General features: G+C 50.2%; 10 protein-coding genes and 2 pseudogenes. 9 read left to right on the top strand and 3 right to left on the bottom strand.

What is annotated here, in order from left to right:
• Positions 1–189: 189 nt before the first annotated feature.
• From zorA1 to zorD, 4 genes are read left to right on the top strand one after another with little or no spacing between them, the layout of a single operon-like run.
• The gene (gene zorA1, locus C1192_RS11035; RefSeq protein WP_038355727.1) at positions 190–2,745 is read left to right on the top strand and encodes a type I Zorya anti-phage system protein ZorA1; all 2,556 of its coding nucleotides are present in this window, start codon (positions 190–192) and stop codon (positions 2,743–2,745) included.
• Between the two features lie 11 nt (positions 2,746–2,756).
• On the top strand, positions 2,757–3,494 hold the full coding sequence (gene zorB1, locus C1192_RS11030) for a type I Zorya anti-phage system protein ZorB1 (protein ID WP_000483326.1): 738 nt from the start codon (positions 2,757–2,759) through the stop codon (positions 3,492–3,494).
• Entirely contained in the window at positions 3,491–5,278 is a 1,788-nt protein-coding gene (gene zorC / locus C1192_RS11025) for a type I Zorya anti-phage system protein ZorC (protein ID WP_038355726.1), read from the top strand. The genes zorB1 and zorC overlap by 4 nt, the downstream gene beginning before the upstream one ends.
• Positions 5,278–8,517 (top strand): type I Zorya anti-phage system protein ZorD, encoded by a 3,240-nt coding sequence (gene zorD / locus C1192_RS11020; RefSeq protein ID WP_038355725.1) that lies wholly within the window; start codon positions 5,278–5,280, stop codon positions 8,515–8,517. Before zorC ends, zorD begins: the two co-directional genes overlap by 1 nt.
• Positions 8,518–8,905: 388 nt before the next feature.
• Here the strand turns inward: zorD and C1192_RS11015 are convergent.
• Both C1192_RS11015 and C1192_RS11010 read right to left on the bottom strand, forming a co-directional pair.
• Positions 8,906–9,537 (bottom strand): annotated as a pseudogene (locus C1192_RS11015) (LysE family transporter).
• Positions 9,538–9,670: 133 nt separating this feature from the next.
• A pseudogene (locus C1192_RS11010) lies at positions 9,671–12,251 on the bottom strand (autotransporter outer membrane beta-barrel domain-containing protein).
• 582 nt (positions 12,252–12,833) lie between these two features.
• Between C1192_RS11010 and yahO the strand changes: the two are divergent.
• The gene (gene yahO / locus C1192_RS11005) at positions 12,834–13,109 is read left to right on the top strand and encodes a DUF1471 family periplasmic protein YahO (protein ID WP_000848012.1); all 276 of its coding nucleotides are present in this window, start codon (positions 12,834–12,836) and stop codon (positions 13,107–13,109) included.
• Between the two features lie 110 nt (positions 13,110–13,219).
• On the opposite strand, the gene prpR is transcribed toward yahO, so the two are convergent.
• Positions 13,220–14,806 carry a propionate catabolism operon regulatory protein PrpR gene (gene prpR, locus C1192_RS11000; RefSeq protein WP_038354647.1) on the bottom strand — a complete coding sequence of 529 codons (1,587 nt, stop codon included), beginning with the start codon at positions 14,804–14,806 and terminating at the stop codon, positions 13,220–13,222.
• A 236-nt stretch (positions 14,807–15,042) separates the two neighbouring features.
• On the opposite strand from prpR, the gene prpB reads away from it, so the two are divergent.
• From prpB to prpE, 4 genes are all read left to right on the top strand, one after another.
• The gene (prpB, locus tag C1192_RS10995) at positions 15,043–15,933 is read left to right on the top strand and encodes a methylisocitrate lyase (protein ID WP_001515833.1); all 891 of its coding nucleotides are present in this window, start codon (positions 15,043–15,045) and stop codon (positions 15,931–15,933) included.
• A 243-nt stretch (positions 15,934–16,176) separates the two neighbouring features.
• Complete coding sequence (gene prpC, locus C1192_RS10990) at positions 16,177–17,346, top strand: bifunctional 2-methylcitrate synthase/citrate synthase (protein ID WP_038354646.1); 1,170 nt, start codon at positions 16,177–16,179, stop codon at positions 17,344–17,346.
• Positions 17,347–17,379: 33 nt separating this feature from the next.
• Positions 17,380–18,831 carry a bifunctional 2-methylcitrate dehydratase/aconitate hydratase gene (locus C1192_RS10985; protein ID WP_038354645.1) on the top strand — a complete coding sequence of 484 codons (1,452 nt, stop codon included), beginning with the start codon at positions 17,380–17,382 and terminating at the stop codon, positions 18,829–18,831.
• Between the two features lie 39 nt (positions 18,832–18,870).
• The gene (gene prpE / locus C1192_RS10980; RefSeq protein WP_016248397.1) at positions 18,871–20,757 is read left to right on the top strand and encodes a propionate--CoA ligase; all 1,887 of its coding nucleotides are present in this window, start codon (positions 18,871–18,873) and stop codon (positions 20,755–20,757) included.
• Position 20,758: the final 1 nt, after the last annotated feature.

Raw genomic sequence — 20,758 nt, 5'->3', positions numbered from 1 at the left:
AATTCTGTGAATTATTTCCATCAAGCGATTTAAATTTCTTACGCATGTGTTTGATCAATGTTTTTATGAGATATATAACGTTTTATAGATGTAAAAATCGAGACTTTTCCTATAATGAGCGGGCGGTTTTTTTTCTTGCTGGTGATGTTCTGCCCTGCAAATTTCTTTTCCTTCACTCAAGGTATTTAGATGTTTTCGCTGACTTCGTTCCTCGACACGTTAACCTCTGTTAATCCAGAAAATGTGCCGATTTATGTCGCTATTGTGGTTGGGGTTTTGTTGTTGGGTTTCATTGTCCGTTACGCTATTCCTTCATTTAGGGTTTCAGCACGCTTTAAACAAAAAGCGAAAGTAATTCGGCTACTTGGCAATGAAAAACCGGCACAACAACTCGAAAAATTAGACGCGTTATTCTCTGATAAATTTTTTGCGCACCCCTGGAGTGAATTTAAAGAGTCTCTACATCGCCAGTTTGAGTTTGATGAAAACAGCGGGCAAAAAAAAATTAGCGCCATCCGCTCAACGGCTCCGTCGTCAGCATGGTTTACGGAACCGTTATTAGTCGAAATTCCTCTCTATACAGAAGCGTTTAAACATCTCCCTGGCATCCTGACCGGAATTGGGATTATCGGCACCTTTTCGGGGCTGATGATTGGTTTGCACCATTTTGACCCCAGCACGCCAGAGCAGGTCAGCGCCAGTGTCGCTAACCTTTTACGCGACGTTCTGTATGCGTTTTTAGGTTCGGCATTTGCTATTACGTTCTCTATTCTGGTCACCATGTTTGAAAAATGGCGACTGGCGCAATGTTATAAAAATCTTGAACTCCTTACCGCCAGCATTGACCAGCTTTTTGAAGGCGGCGTCGGTGAAGATTACCTTTCGCAACTTCTTTCCAGTACTAAAGAAAACACCACCCATGCGAGGCAACTTAAGGATGGTCTGGTCACTGACCTGCGTGAAATGCTGCAAAACCTGGTAGATAGCCAGATGCGGGAAAATCAAAAGCTGGCAGAGACATTATCAACGACATATCGCGAGTCAGGCCAACAGTTTGCTGAACAGGTCAGTGGCGCTATTGAAACCAGTCTGAAAAATCCGCTGGATAAAATTGCTGGTGTGGTGCAAACCGCTTCCGGCGATCAGAGCCATCGTGTGCAGTCGATGCTGGAGAACGTCCTGACTGCCTTTATGAGCAAAATGGATAACACCTTTGGTCAGCAGTTCACCACCATGCAGGAGATGATGGGGCGTTCTGTGGAAGCCATTCAGTCGATGCAAAGCGGTTTTTCTACGTTGTTGCAGGATATGCGTCAGGCCGGGGATGACTCACGTCAGGGCAGCGCGCAACTGATCTCTCAACTGTTAAGCGAAATGAAAAGCGGTCAGCAGGAGATGCAGGCAGGGATGAATGAGATGCTGCGTAGTTTGCAGGAGTCCGTTGCCCGTATTGGCGCAGAAGGTGAGGGGGCGGGCGAACGGATGGCACAACAACTGGAAAAAATCTTTGCCGACAGTGAAGCGCGTGAAAAAGCGATGGCGGAACAGATGCGCGCTTTTATTGAGGCTATCCAGTCCAGTGTTCAGCAAGGGCAAAATGAAACCATGGAAAAAATGGCGGCTTCTGTGGATACGCTTGGCAGTCATATGGCAACGCTTTTCGCACAACTGGAAAATGGCCAGCAGCAACTTAATCAGCAGCAAAATCAGGCGCAAAATCTGCTGATAGGCAATATGAGCAAAGGGGTGGAAGCGCTGACGCAAAACCTGGCGGGCGTATTCAGCCAACTGGAGTCCGGGCAAAAACAGATGAGCCAGACTCAGGAACAAGGGCAACGCGTGCTGCATGAAGAGACTCAGCAGCTCCTGGCACGTAGCGAAGCGCGTGAGCAGGCGGCGGCCGAGCAACAACAACAGTTTATGACGTCGTTACAGCAAACCATGCATTCCAGCCAGGATGCCCTGCGAGAGAAAATGACCAGCGGTATTGATCAATTGGGTAGCCAACTTGGCAGCCTGTTTGGACAACTGGAAGAAGGTCAGAAGTCGCTCAGTCAGCAACAGCAATCAGCGCAGAGTGCGTTGCAACAGGAAGCGCAGCGAATCATTGGTCAGCTTGAAAGTCAGGTTGAGTCGCTGATGCAGATGCTACGTGAACAGCAATCAGCCTCTGGCGAGTTGCTGCAACGGATGGCGCAAAACACCACGCGCCATCTGGAAGAGATACAAACAGGAGCCGACAAAATGCGCGTGGCCGCCGACCGCTTTGAAGCCGCGGGCGATCGCGTTGCCGAGGCTAATCAATTGACCGCCGAGGTGCTGAATAGCACGCAACAGGCAGGGCGCACGCTTTCCGGTGCCAGCGCGGAGTTGGGGGCATTGATTGCTGATTATCGTAATACCCGTGAAGTCGTGGTGAATGCCATAACCGCACTCGAAACGCTGATTAACCGTAGCCATGATGAACAATCATCCCGCAGCCGTTTTGTTGACGATCTGAAGGCGTATTCCGAACGCCTGCAACAATATAACCGCGAGGCTCAGGAGTTCCTGCATAACATTGCCGAGGTGATGGGAACCAGTTTTGAATCCTTTACGACCGGGGTGGAAAACGGCCTGAATCGTTCACTACAGGAGATGGATACGCAACTGACTAAAGCGGCAGGAGCCTTAAGTTCTTCGGTTGAGATTATCGGTGAAAGCGTGGATACGCTGGAAACGGTACTCCGTCATCGTCGCGCGTAAGGAACAGGCTGATGTTTAACCGGGTATTTAATGGCAGGCAACGGCGCAGCGATGAAGCGGAAAAACCCTTCTGGATCTCCTATGCAGATCTGATGACTGCCATGATGGTGTTGTTTCTGGTGGTGATGGTGGCGTCGCTTAGCTCTGTTACGCAGCGAATTCAGCAGGCGGAAGCCGGGGAGAAATCGCGCGGGCATGATATCGCTCGCCTGTGTGAAAAACTTGAACTTCAGGCAAAAAATCTCAACAAGACGATTCAGGTTGACTGCCATGATAACCGTATCAGCTTTGGTGAAGCAGGGCGTTTTGAGCACAATCGCTTCGCGCTTAACGCCGAAGGATTACAGGCGCTACAGGATGTGGTGCCGTTAGTGCTGGAGGCGGCAAATAGCGATGAAGGCAAAAAATGGTTTAAGCAAATTGTTATAGAAGGTTTTACGGATACCGATGGTTCTTATCTCTATAACTTGCATCTTTCGTTGCAACGCTCGGAGTGGGTGATGTGCAGTTTGCTGGATAGCAGAAGCGCGCTACAGCAAAAAATAACCCCGGAACAGCAAGTCCAGATCCGCAAATTATTTCTGGCGGGTGGGGTTTCGTTCAACAATGCGAAAGAGAGCAAAGAGGCCAGCCGTCGCGTAGAACTGCGGATGCAATTCTTTGGCCTGAAAGACAAAAAGCACGATGAAAGCATGGATGTTGTTCCAGGCATTAGCCAGGAAACCTGTCAGCTAGGAATCATGCAATGACTTCCGCTATTGAAAAACTGAAAACCCGCTTACTTCCCTACAGAGAGCAGAACGCGCAGCCGACGGTAAGTCACGCTTTTAACTATCTTCAGCGCGTTATCGCGCAACTTGAGAGAAAGGTAGATGCTCGCGCGGTGAAGATGGTTCCCCCTCTGGAGAAACGCCGACAGGCCATTGCCCGACTGCGTGCGGGGGAGATGCCAAAGCCCTTCGAATGGAAGATGATTTTTTTTGGCCTCAATGATGTAGCAGAAGGCGATCTGTTTGAAATTGCATTGATGGATGATGCAACAAACTTTGCGAGAATTATCGCTGAAATTGAACAAAAAATTGCGCAGCGGCGGTTAACGCGGCGGGAATGGCTGGCGTTATGTACCAGCTACTTTGGTCATGCCAGCGATACGCCAGAAAAGAATCCGCAGTGGCTGCAGCTACGCACGCAGATTGCCCACGGTTTTCAACAACTTAAGGAGAGCGCGCCGCGTCAGATGTCCTGGATGTCGGTCATTGACACCTATAGCGATATTTTTACCGATAATGCAGGGTTTCTTCTCGGACAACAGCTCGGGCGAGGAGAAATAACGGATATTTCGGTGCTGGAGAAAGTTGCGCAAATTCCGCAAACCAGTTGGTTATGGCGCAAAATTGTTAACCACCTGATCAATGAGATTTTTCGCCAGAATGACGATGATTTTCAGCAGAAAATTAATTCGCTTATCGCGTTAAGCCGCCAGCTTACGCGGTTTAAAGATAATATTCTGGCAGCCACTTTGACCCGTTATTATCAGTCGGCTTTTAAACATCAAACACATTTCGAACTCAAGCAATTGGCCCTGGAATATTGGGGAAATCCGCAGTTAACCAGTCGTAATAAAAGCTGGCAGGTTCACGTTGAAAATCCCGTATTACTGATGGTGCAAGGGTGGTTCGCCAAAGACGACCTGAAACTGTTCTTTGAGTTGCTGAAAGGCAATCGGGATGTTGACCATGCGCGCCTGTTCTACTGGCTACGTTTTGCCAATCAGATGAGCTATACGCGCATTGTGCTGGGCGAAGAGGCGCTGCGATCCAAAGATGCCGATTATGTTGAGTTCAGGGCGAAAAACGCAGGGCGATTAAGCCGCCTGCAAGGCTCTGGTTCACGCGATAACAATGCCATGATTATGCGCATTGGCGATTATCTGTTTGTCGAATTTTCGAAAGTGGGGGCGATGTATGCCTACCATATGGGGAATGCGCCCTTTAATCCGGAAACCGGCATTCTTGATATTGATTATGATCTGAAAGATAAGCGGAATAACCGGCGCAAAGTCCGGTTGCGTTTACCGCATTTGTCGCCGGTATTTCGCTACTCACTCAACCGAATTGAAGGTTGGATGAGCCGATATGACGAAGAACTTCGTAAGTTGGGTATTGATTACGTTGCGGAAGATGTAAATCAGCCCTCTGTCACTTTGGATGCCTCCCGCTTCAATGCGTCAAAGACCGTGAGTCGGCCAGAGCCTGCATCGTTGCCTGAACATGAAGTCAGTGATGCAAAGTCAGACCGGGAAGAGCAAATCAACATCATCGCCTCAGCGTTAAAAGCCAAAAAAGAGCTACCTGGCCGGGAACAGCAAATCCGGGAGGTTATTCGTTCGGTCGATTGTAAAGTGATGGATAAACGAGGGCTGGGGGGCGCAATCCACATTCAGTTCAATGAGCCTGACCATGAAGCGGCGCAAAAATTACTCAGCCTCGGGTTTAAACCGGTGCTGGGTAAATTTACTTACTGGAGCAAATAGTGTTCAAAAAATTGTTGGGTAAATTTATTAAAGAGAATACCTTACTACCCGCTTCATTTGTGCCGCTGTATGCAATGAAAGAGGAGGGCTTTGCTTTCCCCTTTAGTCTTGCTGATAGTGAAGATAACTGGCCTGTCGCCTCATGTCTGGAACAGCTTCATGAGGAAGATTATGTTTCACACTGGTCTGATTGCTGGTTTCTTAGCTGGGATGATTTTTATCGCATCCGGAAAAATGATGACTATGCCAGCAGCCTGGCGATTTTCGCTTTTCCTCCACAGCGCAATCTGACGGCTCATCTTGCTGCAACGGGAAGTATTAGCGATGATACTTTTCGCGTTTTCATTGATAAATGGACGCAGCCCGACGACTATCGCCCCGTCGGAATAACTTGCACGGGAGCCAGCTTTTCCTCTGCGGAAGGCACCTTTGTGTTAAGCGAAGAGAACTGGCAGCTTCTGGACGCACTACAGCAACTCAGATTGCAGCAGCGACAGACGCCGGGCGAAACGGTCAACCAAACCAGTTGGGCTAAAATACGGCGGCAGGCCAAAAAAGCAGGGGCAAAACTGGATGACTATCTCGCAAAAACGATCGTTATCAGGCCAGAATCGTTACAGTTAAAACTGCGAAAATCGCTGGTGGTAGATACTCCGGTACTGGAAATTGAACCGGTTTTTGATGAGCAGCCTGCAAACTGGTTACAGAGTTTTGACCGTACGCAACAGGTGCAGGATCGTTACCGTGTTTTAGGGGATGATGGTGTCTTAAATCATGTCATTCTTTCTCCTGAAGTCAAAGACGTCCTGACCTCCGTGCACGCTATTACCGGGCGTCGCGTGGCGGGGGATGATGCGCTCTCATTTGTTCGCAATCCCTACACCTGGATTGGTGAAGAGGCGAGCCAGGTGCTCGATCCTGACGTTTACGAGCAGAATTTACAGGACGCCGGGATCTACTTTTATGATTTTCGTCTGGAGCCGCAGATCGATGAAAACAGGCAAATTGCATCTGTAACGCTTTTTCTCAGCCCCAGAACTGAACAATCCGTGCCGGATGAAACCTATATCTTTAAACGCCCAGGTGAACTGGCGGCGTTGCTCTCTGAACTGGAACAAAAGTTAGCGGCACAACTGCCCGCCGGAGTCTGGCAGGGTTACGATCTGGAGCTTTCCAGATTCAGCCAGGAAGAACTGCAAGGTTATCAGGCGTTGCTTGAAAACTGGCAGCAACAGGCGGCGGGAATGAATTTTACCCACGTTCTCGATCTCAACAAATACAGTGACCGGGTTATCGGGATCGGTGAATTTGAAAAAATCAGTTCGCCTTATCTGGTCAAAAGTGAAAGTGAAAAATGGCTTCCGGAGAACCTTGCGCAAGAGATGTGCGAGGTCATGTTCTCTGGCTGGGATCTCGATAATCATCAACATTTTCAGGAACTGGAAGAGCGGCTGGAAGAGGCAAAAGCCACGGATGCGCCGGAAGTTGTCATGCCCTGGAACGACAACCTTTTGCCTCGCGAAGAAGCAGAAATTTTCCACGATAAATGGAAAAAGAAAATCGGTGGCGAAACAAATGATGGCGTAAGCAGTGAACCGGTTAGTCGTGCCGTTCTGCTGATAGAACAAAATATTGAGCAGGCGCTGTATGTTAAACAACGGCGGGATTCCTTGCTCGGCGCACATCAGGCAGAAGTCGAACTGCCGATGATCCTCAAAACGTCCATTCAGCTACGTGAACATCAGCGTAAAGGGGTGGCGTGGCTCCAACAGTTGTATCTAAAGTCGCCAACCGAGACGGTGGGATGTTTACTGGCGGACGATATGGGGTTGGGTAAAACCTTACAGATTTTAACCTTTCTCATCTGGCATCGAGAACGTTTCCCGGATGCGCCCCCCTCGCTGATTGTTGCTCCGGTATCGTTACTCGATAACTGGGAACGTGAGGTCGGGAATTTCTTCCTGCGCGAGCAGGTGTCGATTTTAAAACTCTATGGTAATGAGCTTAAGGCGAAGAAGTGCGCGAAAGAGAGCATTCCTCAGGCACTTAAAAGCAAGGGCATTAAGAACTTACTGCAAAATGACTGGGTGGGTGACGCGCATATTGTTCTTACTACCTACGAGACGTTGCGCGATCAGGAATTTTCCCTGGCTCGTCAGCCCTGGTCCATAATGGTGTGCGACGAAGCGCAGAAAATCAAAAATCCGGCGGCATTAATAACCCAATCGGCAAAAGCCATTCAGGCGCAATTTAAAGTCGCATGTACCGGAACACCAGTCGAAAACACCCTTGTCGATCTGTGGTGTTTATTTGACTTCGTTCAGCCGGGATTGTTGGGGGCTTTAAATAATTTTGGTAAAGATTATCTGCGCCCCATTGAGCAACAGAATGATAATGCTGTCCTCGAATCGCTACGCAAATTAATAGAACCGCAGACACTGCGCCGCACCAAAGAAGAAGTAGCGAAAGATCTGCCGGATAAGATTGAAGATCAGTACTGTAAACAGTTGAATATGCTGCCATTGCAACGGGATCTCTATACCCACTCGGTTGTAAGCTGGCAAAACCAACAGGAGATCAGTGAAGGGCTGGATCAACGAGGCTCAGGTATGCTGGGGTTGCTGCATCGGCTGAAACTGATTTGCGCATGGCCTTATTCCGTAAGTGCAGATTTGCGCTTACGTAACGATGCTCCGAAAGTAAAATGGCTGCTGGAGACGTTAAACACCATTCGCCAGTCATCTGATGACAAAGTGATTATTTTTACGGAACTGCGCGATATTCAACGAGAGCTGCAACATCTGATTGCGCAGCATTTTGGCTTTAAGCCTTTTATTATTAATGGTGATACCAGCACCAAATCTGGCAGTGACCAAAATCGTCAGAGCCTGATCGATGCATTTCAATCAACGCCAGGTTTTAACGTTATTATTTTATCCACCATCGCCGTTGGGTTTGGCGTCAATGTCCAAAAAGCGAATCATGTCATCCACTTTACCCGCTGTTGGAATCCGGCGAAGGAAGATCAGGCGACTGACAGAGCCTACCGCATTGGGCAGCAGAAAGATGTTTACGTCTATTATCCGACAGTGCGTGATAGCCAGTTAATGACTTTTGAAGAAACGCTGGATGAATTACTGAACCGACGCAGAGCGTTGGCCAGAGATATGCTCAAAGGGGCAAGCGATCTGACCGCCGCAGATTTTGAAGCGGTGCTGGCGGGCGCTCCCCCGGCATAGGGAACGCAATGGTTGATGACAAGACCTAAAAGAGCGCGAAGTTGCCCCCTTCTATAACCCTGAATATGCCGGGGCAGGGCAAGTCAACCGACAGGGATTCGGTGTTGCTTGGTTTATGAATAATAAATATATTTTGTGAATGTATGAGTTGACATTTATATGAAAAAAATCATAATTCCATCAAGTTTGCATGGGGCGCTTTCTGTATCTTATGCATCGCACCAAAGCCTGACAGCGAATAATACTGTAAGGCTCATATCAAAAACCGCCATTAGCTCATCAGGAAGAGCAGACGACAACCAGGATTGTTGTATGGTACGGGGTTCGAGGCCTCGATGGCGGTCCAACTTCTCAATTAAGTTGATGACCTGGATATACCATTATCAGCTCATCGCTGTGTTACCCCTTCATAAATCAGCCGTAGCGCGAAGACACCGATAATCGCACCAATAATCCGACTGGCGACATGCTGCATACGCCCGTATGCGCGACGCACGGTCGGTAAAGAAAACGCCTGGCTAAGAAATACACGCCAGATAACAGACGCGAGTACAATTCCTGCCCAGGCCATTAAACGCGCCCAGGTCGGCGTTTCTGCATTTAACGTCACTGAGAAGATACTGATAAAAAATAAAACTGTTTGTGGATTAGAGAGATCGGTAATTAATCCACGGCGGAAAAATACATACCACGGGGCACTAAGGGGCTGTTGTAGCGCGCTCATCTGTGGTGTTGATTGTCGGCGCATACTGTTCAGGCAAACCATAAGAGATAAGTGCCGCCGACGATTTTAATGAGTGAGAAAATCTCTTCACACTGGGTAATGAGCGTTGCCATTCCAAACAACCCCAGCCCGGAATAGATGGCATCGCCCAACGCGACACCAAGCCCGGTGAGTACGCCCGCGCGACGGCCTGAAGCCAGACTGGTTTGAACCACGACAAAGAGATTTGCCCCGGGATTAAAAAAGGTGATAACGAACAGTCCAACGGTCAGGTAAACGGCGTGCAAAGGAACCATAGTGATTTCACTCATAAATAAGCTGAATTAACTTCATCATATTTATAGTAAAAATGACTGAATGCGAGCGCGATCACAAAGAACGCGGATCTAAAAAGAGTGCCACCTGTACGCGACAGGTGGCAAAGTGGCATTAAAAGAGATATTTCATGCCCAGCATTCCCTGGGTATCGCTGTAACCGTTGTCACCCAACTGCTGGGCGACGTTGCCCCACAGTTGCAGACGCGGATTAAGCTGACCTTCCACCCCGACTTTTAACTCACCGATGTTACGCGCACCGATGATTTCATCGCTGATGCCATCCATCTTCACACTGTAATTGCGGGAGTTATAAATCCAGTTGGCTTCCACAAAAGGCTGGAAGGAACGCTCTTTATGCTCATCAAGAGCATTATGGCCTTGCAGATACGCTTTCACCCCCAGACGCGTTTGTAGGTTGCCTTCGGTGCTGTCCTCAACCAGAGTGCCATTGTCTTCAGTATGATTGTCTGCCTTCACATCCATCCACGTCAGTTGCATTTTTGGCTGCAACCAGTAGCTGGTACGCGCATCGGCGCTTTCACCAAGACGGAAGGTATAACCCGCTTCAATGGCAGCGGTGATGCCGTCAGAGTGATATTTCTCACCCGGCAGGTACTCGCCGGAGACGGTGTTATCAAACCAGTTATAGAGCAACCAGCTATCAACATAAGTCCCGGTTTTGTCCGCTTCGTTAGCGTACCAGGTGCCATACACCCCCACACTGTAGCCGTCGATTTGCCCACGTGAGCTGTACCCGGTCAGGTTGGAATGGGTGTGACTCTTGCTGTTGGCATAGCCAGCCATTAAGCCGAGATGCCAGCGATCAAGGTCATTAGTGCTCCATTGTGCGAGGTCACCGCCCAGTTGCAGAACATAACGGTTGCTCTGGGTGCTCAATTCATCCGAACGATCTTTAAAGCGATTATGTCCGCCAATGTTACGCATCCACAGACTGGTCACTTTCTGCTCGCCGGTCAGCAGGTCGGTGTATTGTGTTTCCCCCAGACGGTCATGCAGTCGGGTATTAAACAGCGTATTTGCCGCCTGAATATTGGCCAGATAGCTGCCAATTTCCGGGCGATACAGATGTTTTCGTTCTGGTTGTGGAACAGATGGCTCCGGTGTCACAGGCGGTTCTGGTGTTACAGGGGGTTCTGGTGTTACAGGTGGCTCAGGATCTGGTTCCGGGATGACGGGCAGTTCCGGTGGGGTATACGGTCCTGCGGGAATTTCACTGGTTAAAAACCAGTTCTGGTTGTCGCTTTTTACCACGTTGTAGTTATAGGGACCGGCAACAATACGACCTTCTTTACTGAAAACGCCCTCTGACAGGCCGTCAACCTCCACAATTTTTATCCCTTCCAGAGTATCCGCGCCCAGACCGCCCGCATTGTTGACCATGACGCGGGTACTACCGGAAGTATCACCTTTTACGATGAGTTTATCCGTTACGGAATTATCATCGCCTAATACCGTATGCATGACTAACAAACCATCATTGGCAGTATAGTTACCGTTAATGGTCAGTGTGGTCGGCGTGAACTCGTGGCCATTTTCATACGCAGACAACGTTGCTGTTCCAGCCAGTGCCAGCGTTTTTAACGTTTGTGAATAACCATTTAAATCGAGATCTCCACCGCTGTCGACAATATAATCGGAGTTGGGGCTGAAGGTATCTACTTTACCAGCGCGTAGGCTGCCTTTGGTTATATAGGTATCACCAGTATAGATATTCGAGCCGGATAATGTGGTTGTTCCGGAACCTACCTGGTTAACCTGGCCTTTACCGTCTATGTATGAGGTCAGAACAAAATCAGCGTTGGTGTGATTAAAGTTTAATATTGAAGTGGTTGACGCATTTGTCCCCCCTAAATAAATTCGGGGTGTATTAATTGAACCAGCAGGCTGCGCAGCCTCACCTTGCGCACCTCCAATATTTAACATTCCTGTTCCGTTAGAGGAGACACCAACCCAGATATATGAATTCGCATTGATTACACCATCGTTGCTGACAGTGAGAATTCCAGTGGTATCAGAAACGGAAGATGTATTATATCCGCCAAGAAGTATATATGGGGCATTTACTGTTGAATTTTTGTCGGCAACCAGAACTTCTCCATAGCTACTCTGGTTAGCTGACAGAGAAGAATGGGCGTCAACATACCCAATATTCATTTGAGTCAGGGAAGTGAGTGTTCCGCCATTAGTAACAGATACTTTCCCTGTTCCCTGATCGCCAATAATAGCAATTTTAGAGGTGACTGATGAGCTTTCCCCATCAATAACCAACGTCCCCCTGGCATCACCATAAAACTCACCAACTCTTATTGATTGCAGGCCACTTATCTTACTACCTTCTAACACGTATAACGTACCGGAGCCTTCGTTAGTACCTAAAAAAATATTGGAGGAAGGTGTGTCGAACTGCCAGTTGGTATGGTTTGTTAAAGTGATGGAGCCTTCAGCATTATTACCAATGCTGGCTGCTGAAGTGGTAAGTGAAAGATTATCAATGAGTAATGAACCATTAGAGTCTTCACCTACTTTCAATGAGTTTTATCTCTTCATTATTATTAATGACAACATTACTATCTGAATTTACAGGTGGGGTGATAGCCAAGGATACTGGCGTAAATAATATGGTATAAATGGCTATCGCCCGTGTTGATAAGCTTTTTTTTGCTGATTTCATATCACTTACTTTTATCCTTAAAAATTAAATGGCGAAATGCTTTTTTATTGCACATCTTTTCTTCCTGAAACCTTGTAAGGCGTAAGCATGCAATTCTCTAAATAAGAATATCTGTAACAGAGGCTGCAATAAAAATATTAAAGTGTTAGTTATTCATTGCATTGATAGCTTTTTGTGGTTTGTTATCGATGTCAATATGTTAACATGGTATTTTTGAAAAAAATAATAATAAATCGTCTTAAGAACTATAAAAGTGCAATAAGTAAATCTTATATAAATCAATTAAATAGATGGTTAAGGTTTTTTTATTAAGAAAAATGATGTGGACTTCATGATTTTTACATTGAGTTTCTGGCAGGGTGAAAATTTGAGATTATTATAAAAATAATTCAAATGATACCAGCGACAATTGCAGGAAGAGTTATTAACTGGCAGAAGAAGTGGGATTCACATTAAGAATAATACAAATATATTCTCTTTTGCTATAGATTTTTCTTAATCGCTGAACTACTTATTAATCAACCCTGATGATGACTGTTAGCTTCAGGGTATTAGCCTAATCACACATCATGGAGTTCACCGATGAAAACTGGAACTAAGCTCTTAGTTGGTGCGTTAGCTTTTGTTGTCACAAACGTCTATGCAGCGGAATTGATGACCAAAGCGGAATTTGAAAAGGTTGAATCGCAATATGAAAAAATAGGTGATATTTCAACCAGTAATGAAATGTCGACCGCAGATGCGAAAGAAGATTTGATCAAAAAAGCGGATGAAAAAGGGGCTGATGTGTTAGTGCTGACCTCCGGTCAGACTGACAATAAGATCCACGGCACGGCAAATATTTATAAGAAGAAGTAATTCTTAAGTCCATGTAAACATGCCTAATGCGCACGTTTATCAGTAAATGCAACATATTGATATTCATAGTTTTGCAGGCCGGATGAGGCGTTCACGCCGCGTCCGGCAATTTAATTTTTTAATCGCCGCCAGAACGTCGTGCGGCTGATGCCTAAATAATTCGCTGCTGCTGTTTTATCGCCGTTAAATTTCTCCAGCGCCTGCCGTGGTGTCAGCACGGTGGCGGCGATAACGTTAACCGATTCTTTGGCCAGTTCTGGCAATAATCGCTGCAGAAATTGCAGCGTTAAATCTGGCATCGGTTCCACGCTTAAAAATAGCGCCAGTCGTTCCATCATATTGCGTAGTTCGCGAATATTCCCCGGCCACTTATAGTGCAATAACACCGCCTGGCAGGTATTTAACCCCTCGCGTAACGCAGCAGAATACGGGGCGGCAAGTGCTGCCAGTGACACTTTCAAAAAGCTTTCCGCCAGCGGCAGAATATCCGCAACCCGCTCGCGTAGTGGGGGTAACTGCAGGCGCAAAATACTCAGCCGATAAAACAGATCACGGCGAAACCGCCCTTGCTGCATATCCTCTTGCAGATTGCAGTGGGTGGCGCTGATAACTCGCACATTCACCGGAATCGGTTGATGCCCGCCGACGCGGGTGACCTCTTTTTCTTCCAGTACCCGCAGCAGGCGAGTCTGCAACGGCAGCGGCATTTCGCCTATCTCATCCAGAAACAGCGTGCCGCCGTGGGCAATTTCGAACAGCCCGGCGCGGCCTCCGCGTCGCGAGCCGGTAAATGCCCCTTCCTCATAGCCAAACAACTCCGCTTCCAGCAGTGATTCAGCAATCGCCCCGCAGTTAACGGCAACAAACGGATGCGATTTTTTCCCCTGTCGCGCATCGTGGCGGGCAACGTATTCCCGATGAATTGCCTGTGCTGCCAGCTCTTTGCCGGTTCCTGTTTCTCCCTCAATCAGCACCGCAGCATTTGAGCGGGCATACAGCAAAATGGTTTGCCGCACCTGTTCCATCTGTGGCGATTGACCGAGCATATCGCCCAGAACGTAGCGAGTACGCAGCGCGTTGCGGGTCGCATCGTGGGCGTTATGGCGTAGCGTCATGCGCGTCATATCCAGCGCATCGCTGAATGCCTGGCGCACGGTGGCGGCAGAATAGATAAAAACGCCGGTCATCCCGGCTTCTTCTGCCAGATCGGTAATTAGCCCAGCACCAACTACCGCTTCGGCGCCGTTGGCTTTCAGTTCGTTGATCTGCCCACGTGCGTCTTCTTCGGTGATGTAGCAGCGTTGGTCGAGGCGCAAATGAAACGTTTTTTGAAAAGCCACCAGCGCCGGGATAGTTTCCTGATAGGTGACGACGCTGATAGACGAGGTGAGTTTTCCTGCTTTTGCCAGTGCCTGTAATACATCAAAGCCGCTGGGTTTAATCAGAATCACCGGCACCGACAGGCGGCTTTTCAGGTACGCGCCGTTAGAGCCTGCGGCGATGATGGCGTCGCAGCGTTCGCTTGCCAGTTTCTTACGGATGTAGGCCACCGCTTTCTCAAAGCCAAGCTGGATAGGGGTAATGTTCGCCAGGTGATCAAACTCGAGGCTGATATCGCGAAACAGCTCGAACAAGCGCGTCACCGATACTGTCCAGATAACCGGTTTATCGTCGTTAAGTCGAGGTGGATGTGCCATTGCGCGCCATAAATCAAGAAACCGAATATTGGGTTTAGACTTGTTTCATCATTGTTGCAATGAAACGCAGTGAAACATTGTCTGAAACGTTAACTGAAACGCATATTTGCGGATTAATTAAGCGTGATTTTAATAACTCATTGAAATTTAATGCTTAGTTTGATTTGAGTAATTGTGGCACAGCCCTTGCTTTGTGTTTATCAACGAAATAACAAGTTGATAACAAAGGATGGGCTATGTCTCTACACTCTCCAGGTAAAGCGTTTCGCGCCGCACTCACCAAAGAAACCCCGTTGCAAATTGTCGGCACCATTAACGCTAACCATGCGTTGCTGGCACAGCGTGCCGGATATCAGGCAATTTATCTCTCCGGCGGCGGTGTGGCGGCCGGTTCGCTGGGGTTGCCCGATCTCGGTATTTCTACCCTTGATGATGTACTGACCGATATTCGCCGTATTACCGACGTTTGCTCGCTGCCGTTGCTGGTCGATGCTGATATTGGTTTTGGCTCTTCGGCCTTTAACGTCGCTCGTACCGTTAAATCGATGATTAAGGCCGGTGCGGCGGGGCTGCATATTGAAGATCAGGTTGGTGCGAAACGCTGCGGTCATCGCCCGAACAAAGCGATCGTCTCGAAAGAAGAGATGGTGGATCGGATCCGCGCGGCAGTGGATGCGAAAACCGATCCTGATTTTGTGATCATGGCGCGCACCGATGCGCTGGCGGTTGAAGGACTGGATGCAGCGATTGAGCGTGCGCAGGCTTACGTTGAAGCCGGTGCCGAGATGTTGTTCCCGGAGGCGATTACCGAACTCGCCATGTACCGCCAGTTTGCCGATGCGGTGCAGGTGCCGATCCTTGCCAACATTACCGAATTTGGCGCTACGCCGCTGTTTACCACCGATGAATTACGCAGCGCTCATGTCGCAATGGCGCTGTACCCTCTGTCAGCGTTCCGCGCCATGAACCGCGCTGCCGAACATGTCTACAACGTCCTGCGTCAGGAAGGCACGCAGAAAAGCGTCATCGACACCATGCAAACCCGCAACGAGCTGTACGAAAGCATCAACTACTACCAGTACGAAGAGAAGCTCGACGATCTGTTTGCCCGTAGTCAGGCGAAATAAAACAAACGCCCGTTGGTTGTATCCGACAACCAATGCCTGATGCGCCGCTGACGCGACTTATCAGGCCTACGGGGCGTGCTGAACTGGACGCATGGCGTCGCATCCGACAACCGATGCCTGATGCGCCGCTGACGCGATTTATCAGGCCTACGGGATGCACTGAACTGTAGGTCGGATAAGACACATGGCGTCGCATCCGACAACAATCCTGACCCTACAAATGATAACAATGACGAGGACAACATGAGCGACACAACGATCCTGCAAAGCAGTACCCATGTCATTAAACCGAAAAAATCTGTGGCACTTTCCGGCGTTCCGGCGGGCAATACGGCGCTCTGCACGGTGGGTAAAAGCGGCAATGACCTGCACTACCGTGGTTACGATATTCTCGACCTCGCAGAACATTGCGAATTTGAAGAAGTGGCGCATCTGCTGATCCACGGCAAGCTGCCGACCCGTGACGAACTCGCCGCCTACAAAACGAAACTGAAAGCCCTGCGTGGTTTACCGGCTAACGTGCGTACCGTGCTGGAGGCCTTACCTGCGGCGTCGCACCCGATGGATGTCATGCGCACAGGCGTTTCTGCGCTCGGCTGTACGCTGCCGGAAAAAGAGGGGCACACCGTCTCAGGCGCGCGGGATATTGCTGACAAATTATTGGCGTCGCTGAGTTCGATTCTTCTCTATTGGTATCACTACAGCCACAACGGCGAACGCATCCAGCCGGAAACCGATGACGACTCCATCGGCGGCCACTTCCTGCATCTGCTGCATGGCGAAAAGCCGTCGCAAAGTTGGGAAAAGGCGATGCAAATTTCGCTGGTGCTGTACGCCGAGCACGAGTTTAACGCCTCCACCTTCACCAGCCGGGTTATTGCGGGCACCGGTTCTGACATGTATTCAGCCATTATCGGCGCAATCGGCGCACTGCGTGGGCCGAAACACGGCGGGGCGAATGAAGTTTCGCTGGAGATCCAACAACGCTACGAAACGCCGGATGAAGCCGAAGCGGATATTCGTAAACGCGTGGAAAACAAAGAAGTGGTCATTGGTTTCGGGCACCCGGTTTATACCATTGCCGATCCGCGCCATCAGGTGATCAAACGTGTGGCGAAGCAGCTCTCGCAGGAAGGCGGTTCACTGAAGATGTACAACATCGCCGATCGTCTGGAAACGGTGATGTGGGAGACGAAAAAGATGTTCCCCAATCTCGACTGGTTCTCTGCCGTTTCCTACAACATGATGGGCGTCCCCACTGAGATGTTCACTCCGCTGTTTGTCATCGCTCGCATTACCGGCTGGGCGGCGCACATTATTGAACAACGTCAGGACAACAAAATTATCCGTCCTTCCGCGAATTACGTTGGACCGGAAGACTGTCAGTTTGTTGCGCTGGATAAGCGCCAGTAAACCTCTACGAATAACAATAAGGAAACGTACCCAATGTCAGCTCAAATCAACAACATCCGCCCGGAATTCGACCGTGAAATCGTTGATATCGTCGATTACGTCATGAATTACGAAATCAGTTCCAGAGTGGCCTACGACACCGCCCATTACTGCCTGCTCGATACCCTCGGCTGTGGTCTGGAAGCGCTGGAATATCCAGCCTGTAAAAAACTGCTGGGGCCAATTGTCCCCGGCACCGTCGTACCTAACGGCGTGCGTGTCCCCGGAACTCAGTTCCAGCTCGACCCTGTCCAGGCTGCGTTTAACATCGGTGCGATGATCCGCTGGCTCGATTTCAACGATACCTGGCTGGCAGCGGAGTGGGGCCATCCTTCCGACAACCTCGGCGGTATTCTCGCCACGGCGGACTGGTTATCCCGCAACGCGGTCGCCAGCGGCAAAGCGCCATTGACCATGAAGCACGTGCTGACCGCAATGATCAAAGCCCACGAAATTCAGGGCTGCATCGCGCTGGAAAACTCCTTTAATCGCGTCGGCCTCGACCACGTTTTGTTAGTGAAAGTGGCTTCCACCGCCGTGGTGGCCGAAATGCTCGGCCTGACCCGCGAGGAAATTCTCAACGCTGTTTCGCTGGCGTGGGTGGACGGTCAGTCGCTGCGTACCTATCGTCATGCGCCGAACACCGGCACGCGTAAATCCTGGGCGGCGGGCGATGCCACATCCCGCGCGGTACGTTTGGCGCTGATGGCGAAAACCGGCGAAATGGGTTATCCGTCAGCCCTGACTGCGCCGGTGTGGGGCTTCTACGACGTCTCCTTCAAAGGTGAGTCGTTCCGCTTCCAGCGTCCGTACGGTTCCTACGTTATGGAAAATGTGCTGTTCAAAATCTCCTTCCCGGCGGAGTTCCACTCCCAGACGGCAGTTGAAGCGGCGATGACGCTCTATGAACAGATGCAGGCTGCAGGTAAAACAGCGGCGGATATCGAAAAAGTGACCATCCGCACCCACGAAGCCTGTATTCGCATCATCGACAAAAAAGGGCCGCTCAATAACCCGGCTGACCGCGACCACTGCATTCAGTACATGGTGGCGATCCCGCTGCTGTTTGGGTGCTTAACGGCGGCAGATTACGAAGACAAGGTTGCGCAAGATAAACGCATCGACGCCCTGCGCGAGAAGATCACTTGCTTTGAAGATCCGGCGTTTACTGCCGACTACCACGACCCGGAAAAACGCGCTATTGCCAACGCCATTACCCTTGAGTTCACCGATGGTACGCGCTTTGAAGAAGTGGTGGTGGAGTACCCAATTGGTCATGCCCGCCGCCGTCAGGATGGCATTCCGAAGCTGGTCGATAAATTCAAAATCAACCTTGCGCGCCAGTTTCCGACTCGCCAGCAGCAGCACATTCTGGCGGTTTCTCTCGACAGAACTCGCCTCGAGCAGATGCCGGTCAATGAGTATCTCGACCTGTACGTGATTTAAGCAAACGGCGGTAAGGCGTAAGTTCAACAGGAGAGCATTATGTCTTTTAGCGAATTTTATCAGCGTTCGATTAACGAACCGGAGCAGTTCTGGGCCGAGCAGGCCCTGCGTATCGACTGGCAGACGCCCTTTACGCAAACGCTCGATCACAGCAATCCGCCGTTTGCCCGTTGGTTTTGTGAAGGCCGAACCAATTTGTGCCACAACGCCGTCGACCGCTGGCTGGAGAAACAGCCAGAGGCGCTGGCGCTGATTGCCGTCTCTTCGGAAACAGAAGAAGAGCGCACGTTTACCTTTCGCCAGTTATATGACGAAGTGAACGCGGTGGCGTCAATGTTGCGCTCATTGGGCGTGCAGCGCGGCGATCGGGTGCTGGTGTATATGCCGATGATTGCCGAAGCGCACATTACCCTGCTGGCCTGCGCGCGGATTGGTGCTATTCACTCGGTGGTATTTGGTGGATTTGCTTCGCACAGCGTGGCGGCGCGAATCGACGACGCCAAACCGGTGCTGATTGTCTCGGCAGATGCCGGGGCGCGTGGCGGCAAAATCATTCCCTATAAAAAATTGCTCGATGATGCGATAAAGCAGGCGCAGCACCAACCGCGCCACGTTTTGCTGGTGGATCGCGGGCTGGCGAAAATGGCGCGCGTCAGCGGGCGGGATGTTGATTTCGCTTCGTTGCGTCATCAGCACATCGGCGCGCGGGTGCCGGTCGCCTGGCTGGAATCTAACGAAACTTCCTGCATTCTCTACACCTCCGGCACGACCGGAAAACCTAAAGGCGTGCAGCGTGACGTCGGCGGTTATGCGGTGGCGCTGGCAACCTCAATGGAAACCATTTTTGGTGGCAAAGCGGGCGGTGTGTTCTTTTGCGCGTCGGATATCGGCTGGGTGGTGGGGCATTCTTATATTGTCTACGCACCGCTGCTGGCGGGGATGGCGACCATTGTTTACGAAGGGTTGCCGACCTGGCCGGACTGTGGCGTGTGGTGGAAAATTGTCGAGAAATATCAGGTGAGCCGAATGTTCTCAGCGCCGACCGCTATTCGCGTGCTGAAAAAATTTCCTACTGCTGAAATTCGTAAACACGATCTCTCGTCGCTGGAAGTGCTCTATCTGGCAGGAGAACCGCTGGATGAACCGACCGCCAGTTGGGTGAGCAATACGCTGGATGTGCCGGTCATCGACAACTACTGGCAGACCGAATCCGGCTGGCCGATTATGGCGATTGCTCGTGGTCTGGACGACAGGCCGACGCGTCTGGGAAGCCCCGGCGTGCCGATGTATGGCTACAATGTGCAGTTGCTCAACGAAGCTACTGGCGAACCGTGCGGCGTGAATGAGAAAGGGATGCTGGTGGTGGAAGGGCCGCTGCCGCCGGGCTGTATTCAGACTATCTGGGGTGACGACGACCGCTTTGTGAAGACATACTGGTCGCTGTTTTCCCGTCCGGTATATGCCACCTTTGACTGGGGTATCCGCGATGCTGACGGCTATCACTTTATTCTCGGGCGCACTGATGATGTGATTAACGTTGCCGGGCATCGGCTGGGCACGCGCGAGATTGAAGAGAGTATCTCCAGTCATCCTGGCGTTGCCGAAGTGGCGGTGGTAGGGGTGAAAGATGCGTTGAAAGGGCAGGTGGCGGTGGCGTTTGTTATTCCGAAAGAGAGCGACAGTCTGGAAGACCGCGAGGTGGCACACTCCGAAGAAAAGGCAATTATGGCGCTGGTGGACAGCCAGATTGGCAACTTTGGCCGCCCGGCGCACGTTTGGTTTGTCTCGCAGTTGCCGAAAACGCGATCCGGAAAAATGTTGCGCCGCACGATCCAGGCTATTTGCGAAGGACGTGATCCGGGGGATCTGACGACCATTGATGATCCCGCGTCGTTGGATCAGATCCGCCAGGCGATGGAAGAGTAAG

Source organism: Escherichia marmotae, from assembly GCF_002900365.1.
GTDB classification, from domain to species: domain Bacteria; phylum Pseudomonadota; class Gammaproteobacteria; order Enterobacterales; family Enterobacteriaceae; genus Escherichia; species Escherichia marmotae.
This window is presented reverse-complemented; position numbering and strand designations above follow the sequence as displayed.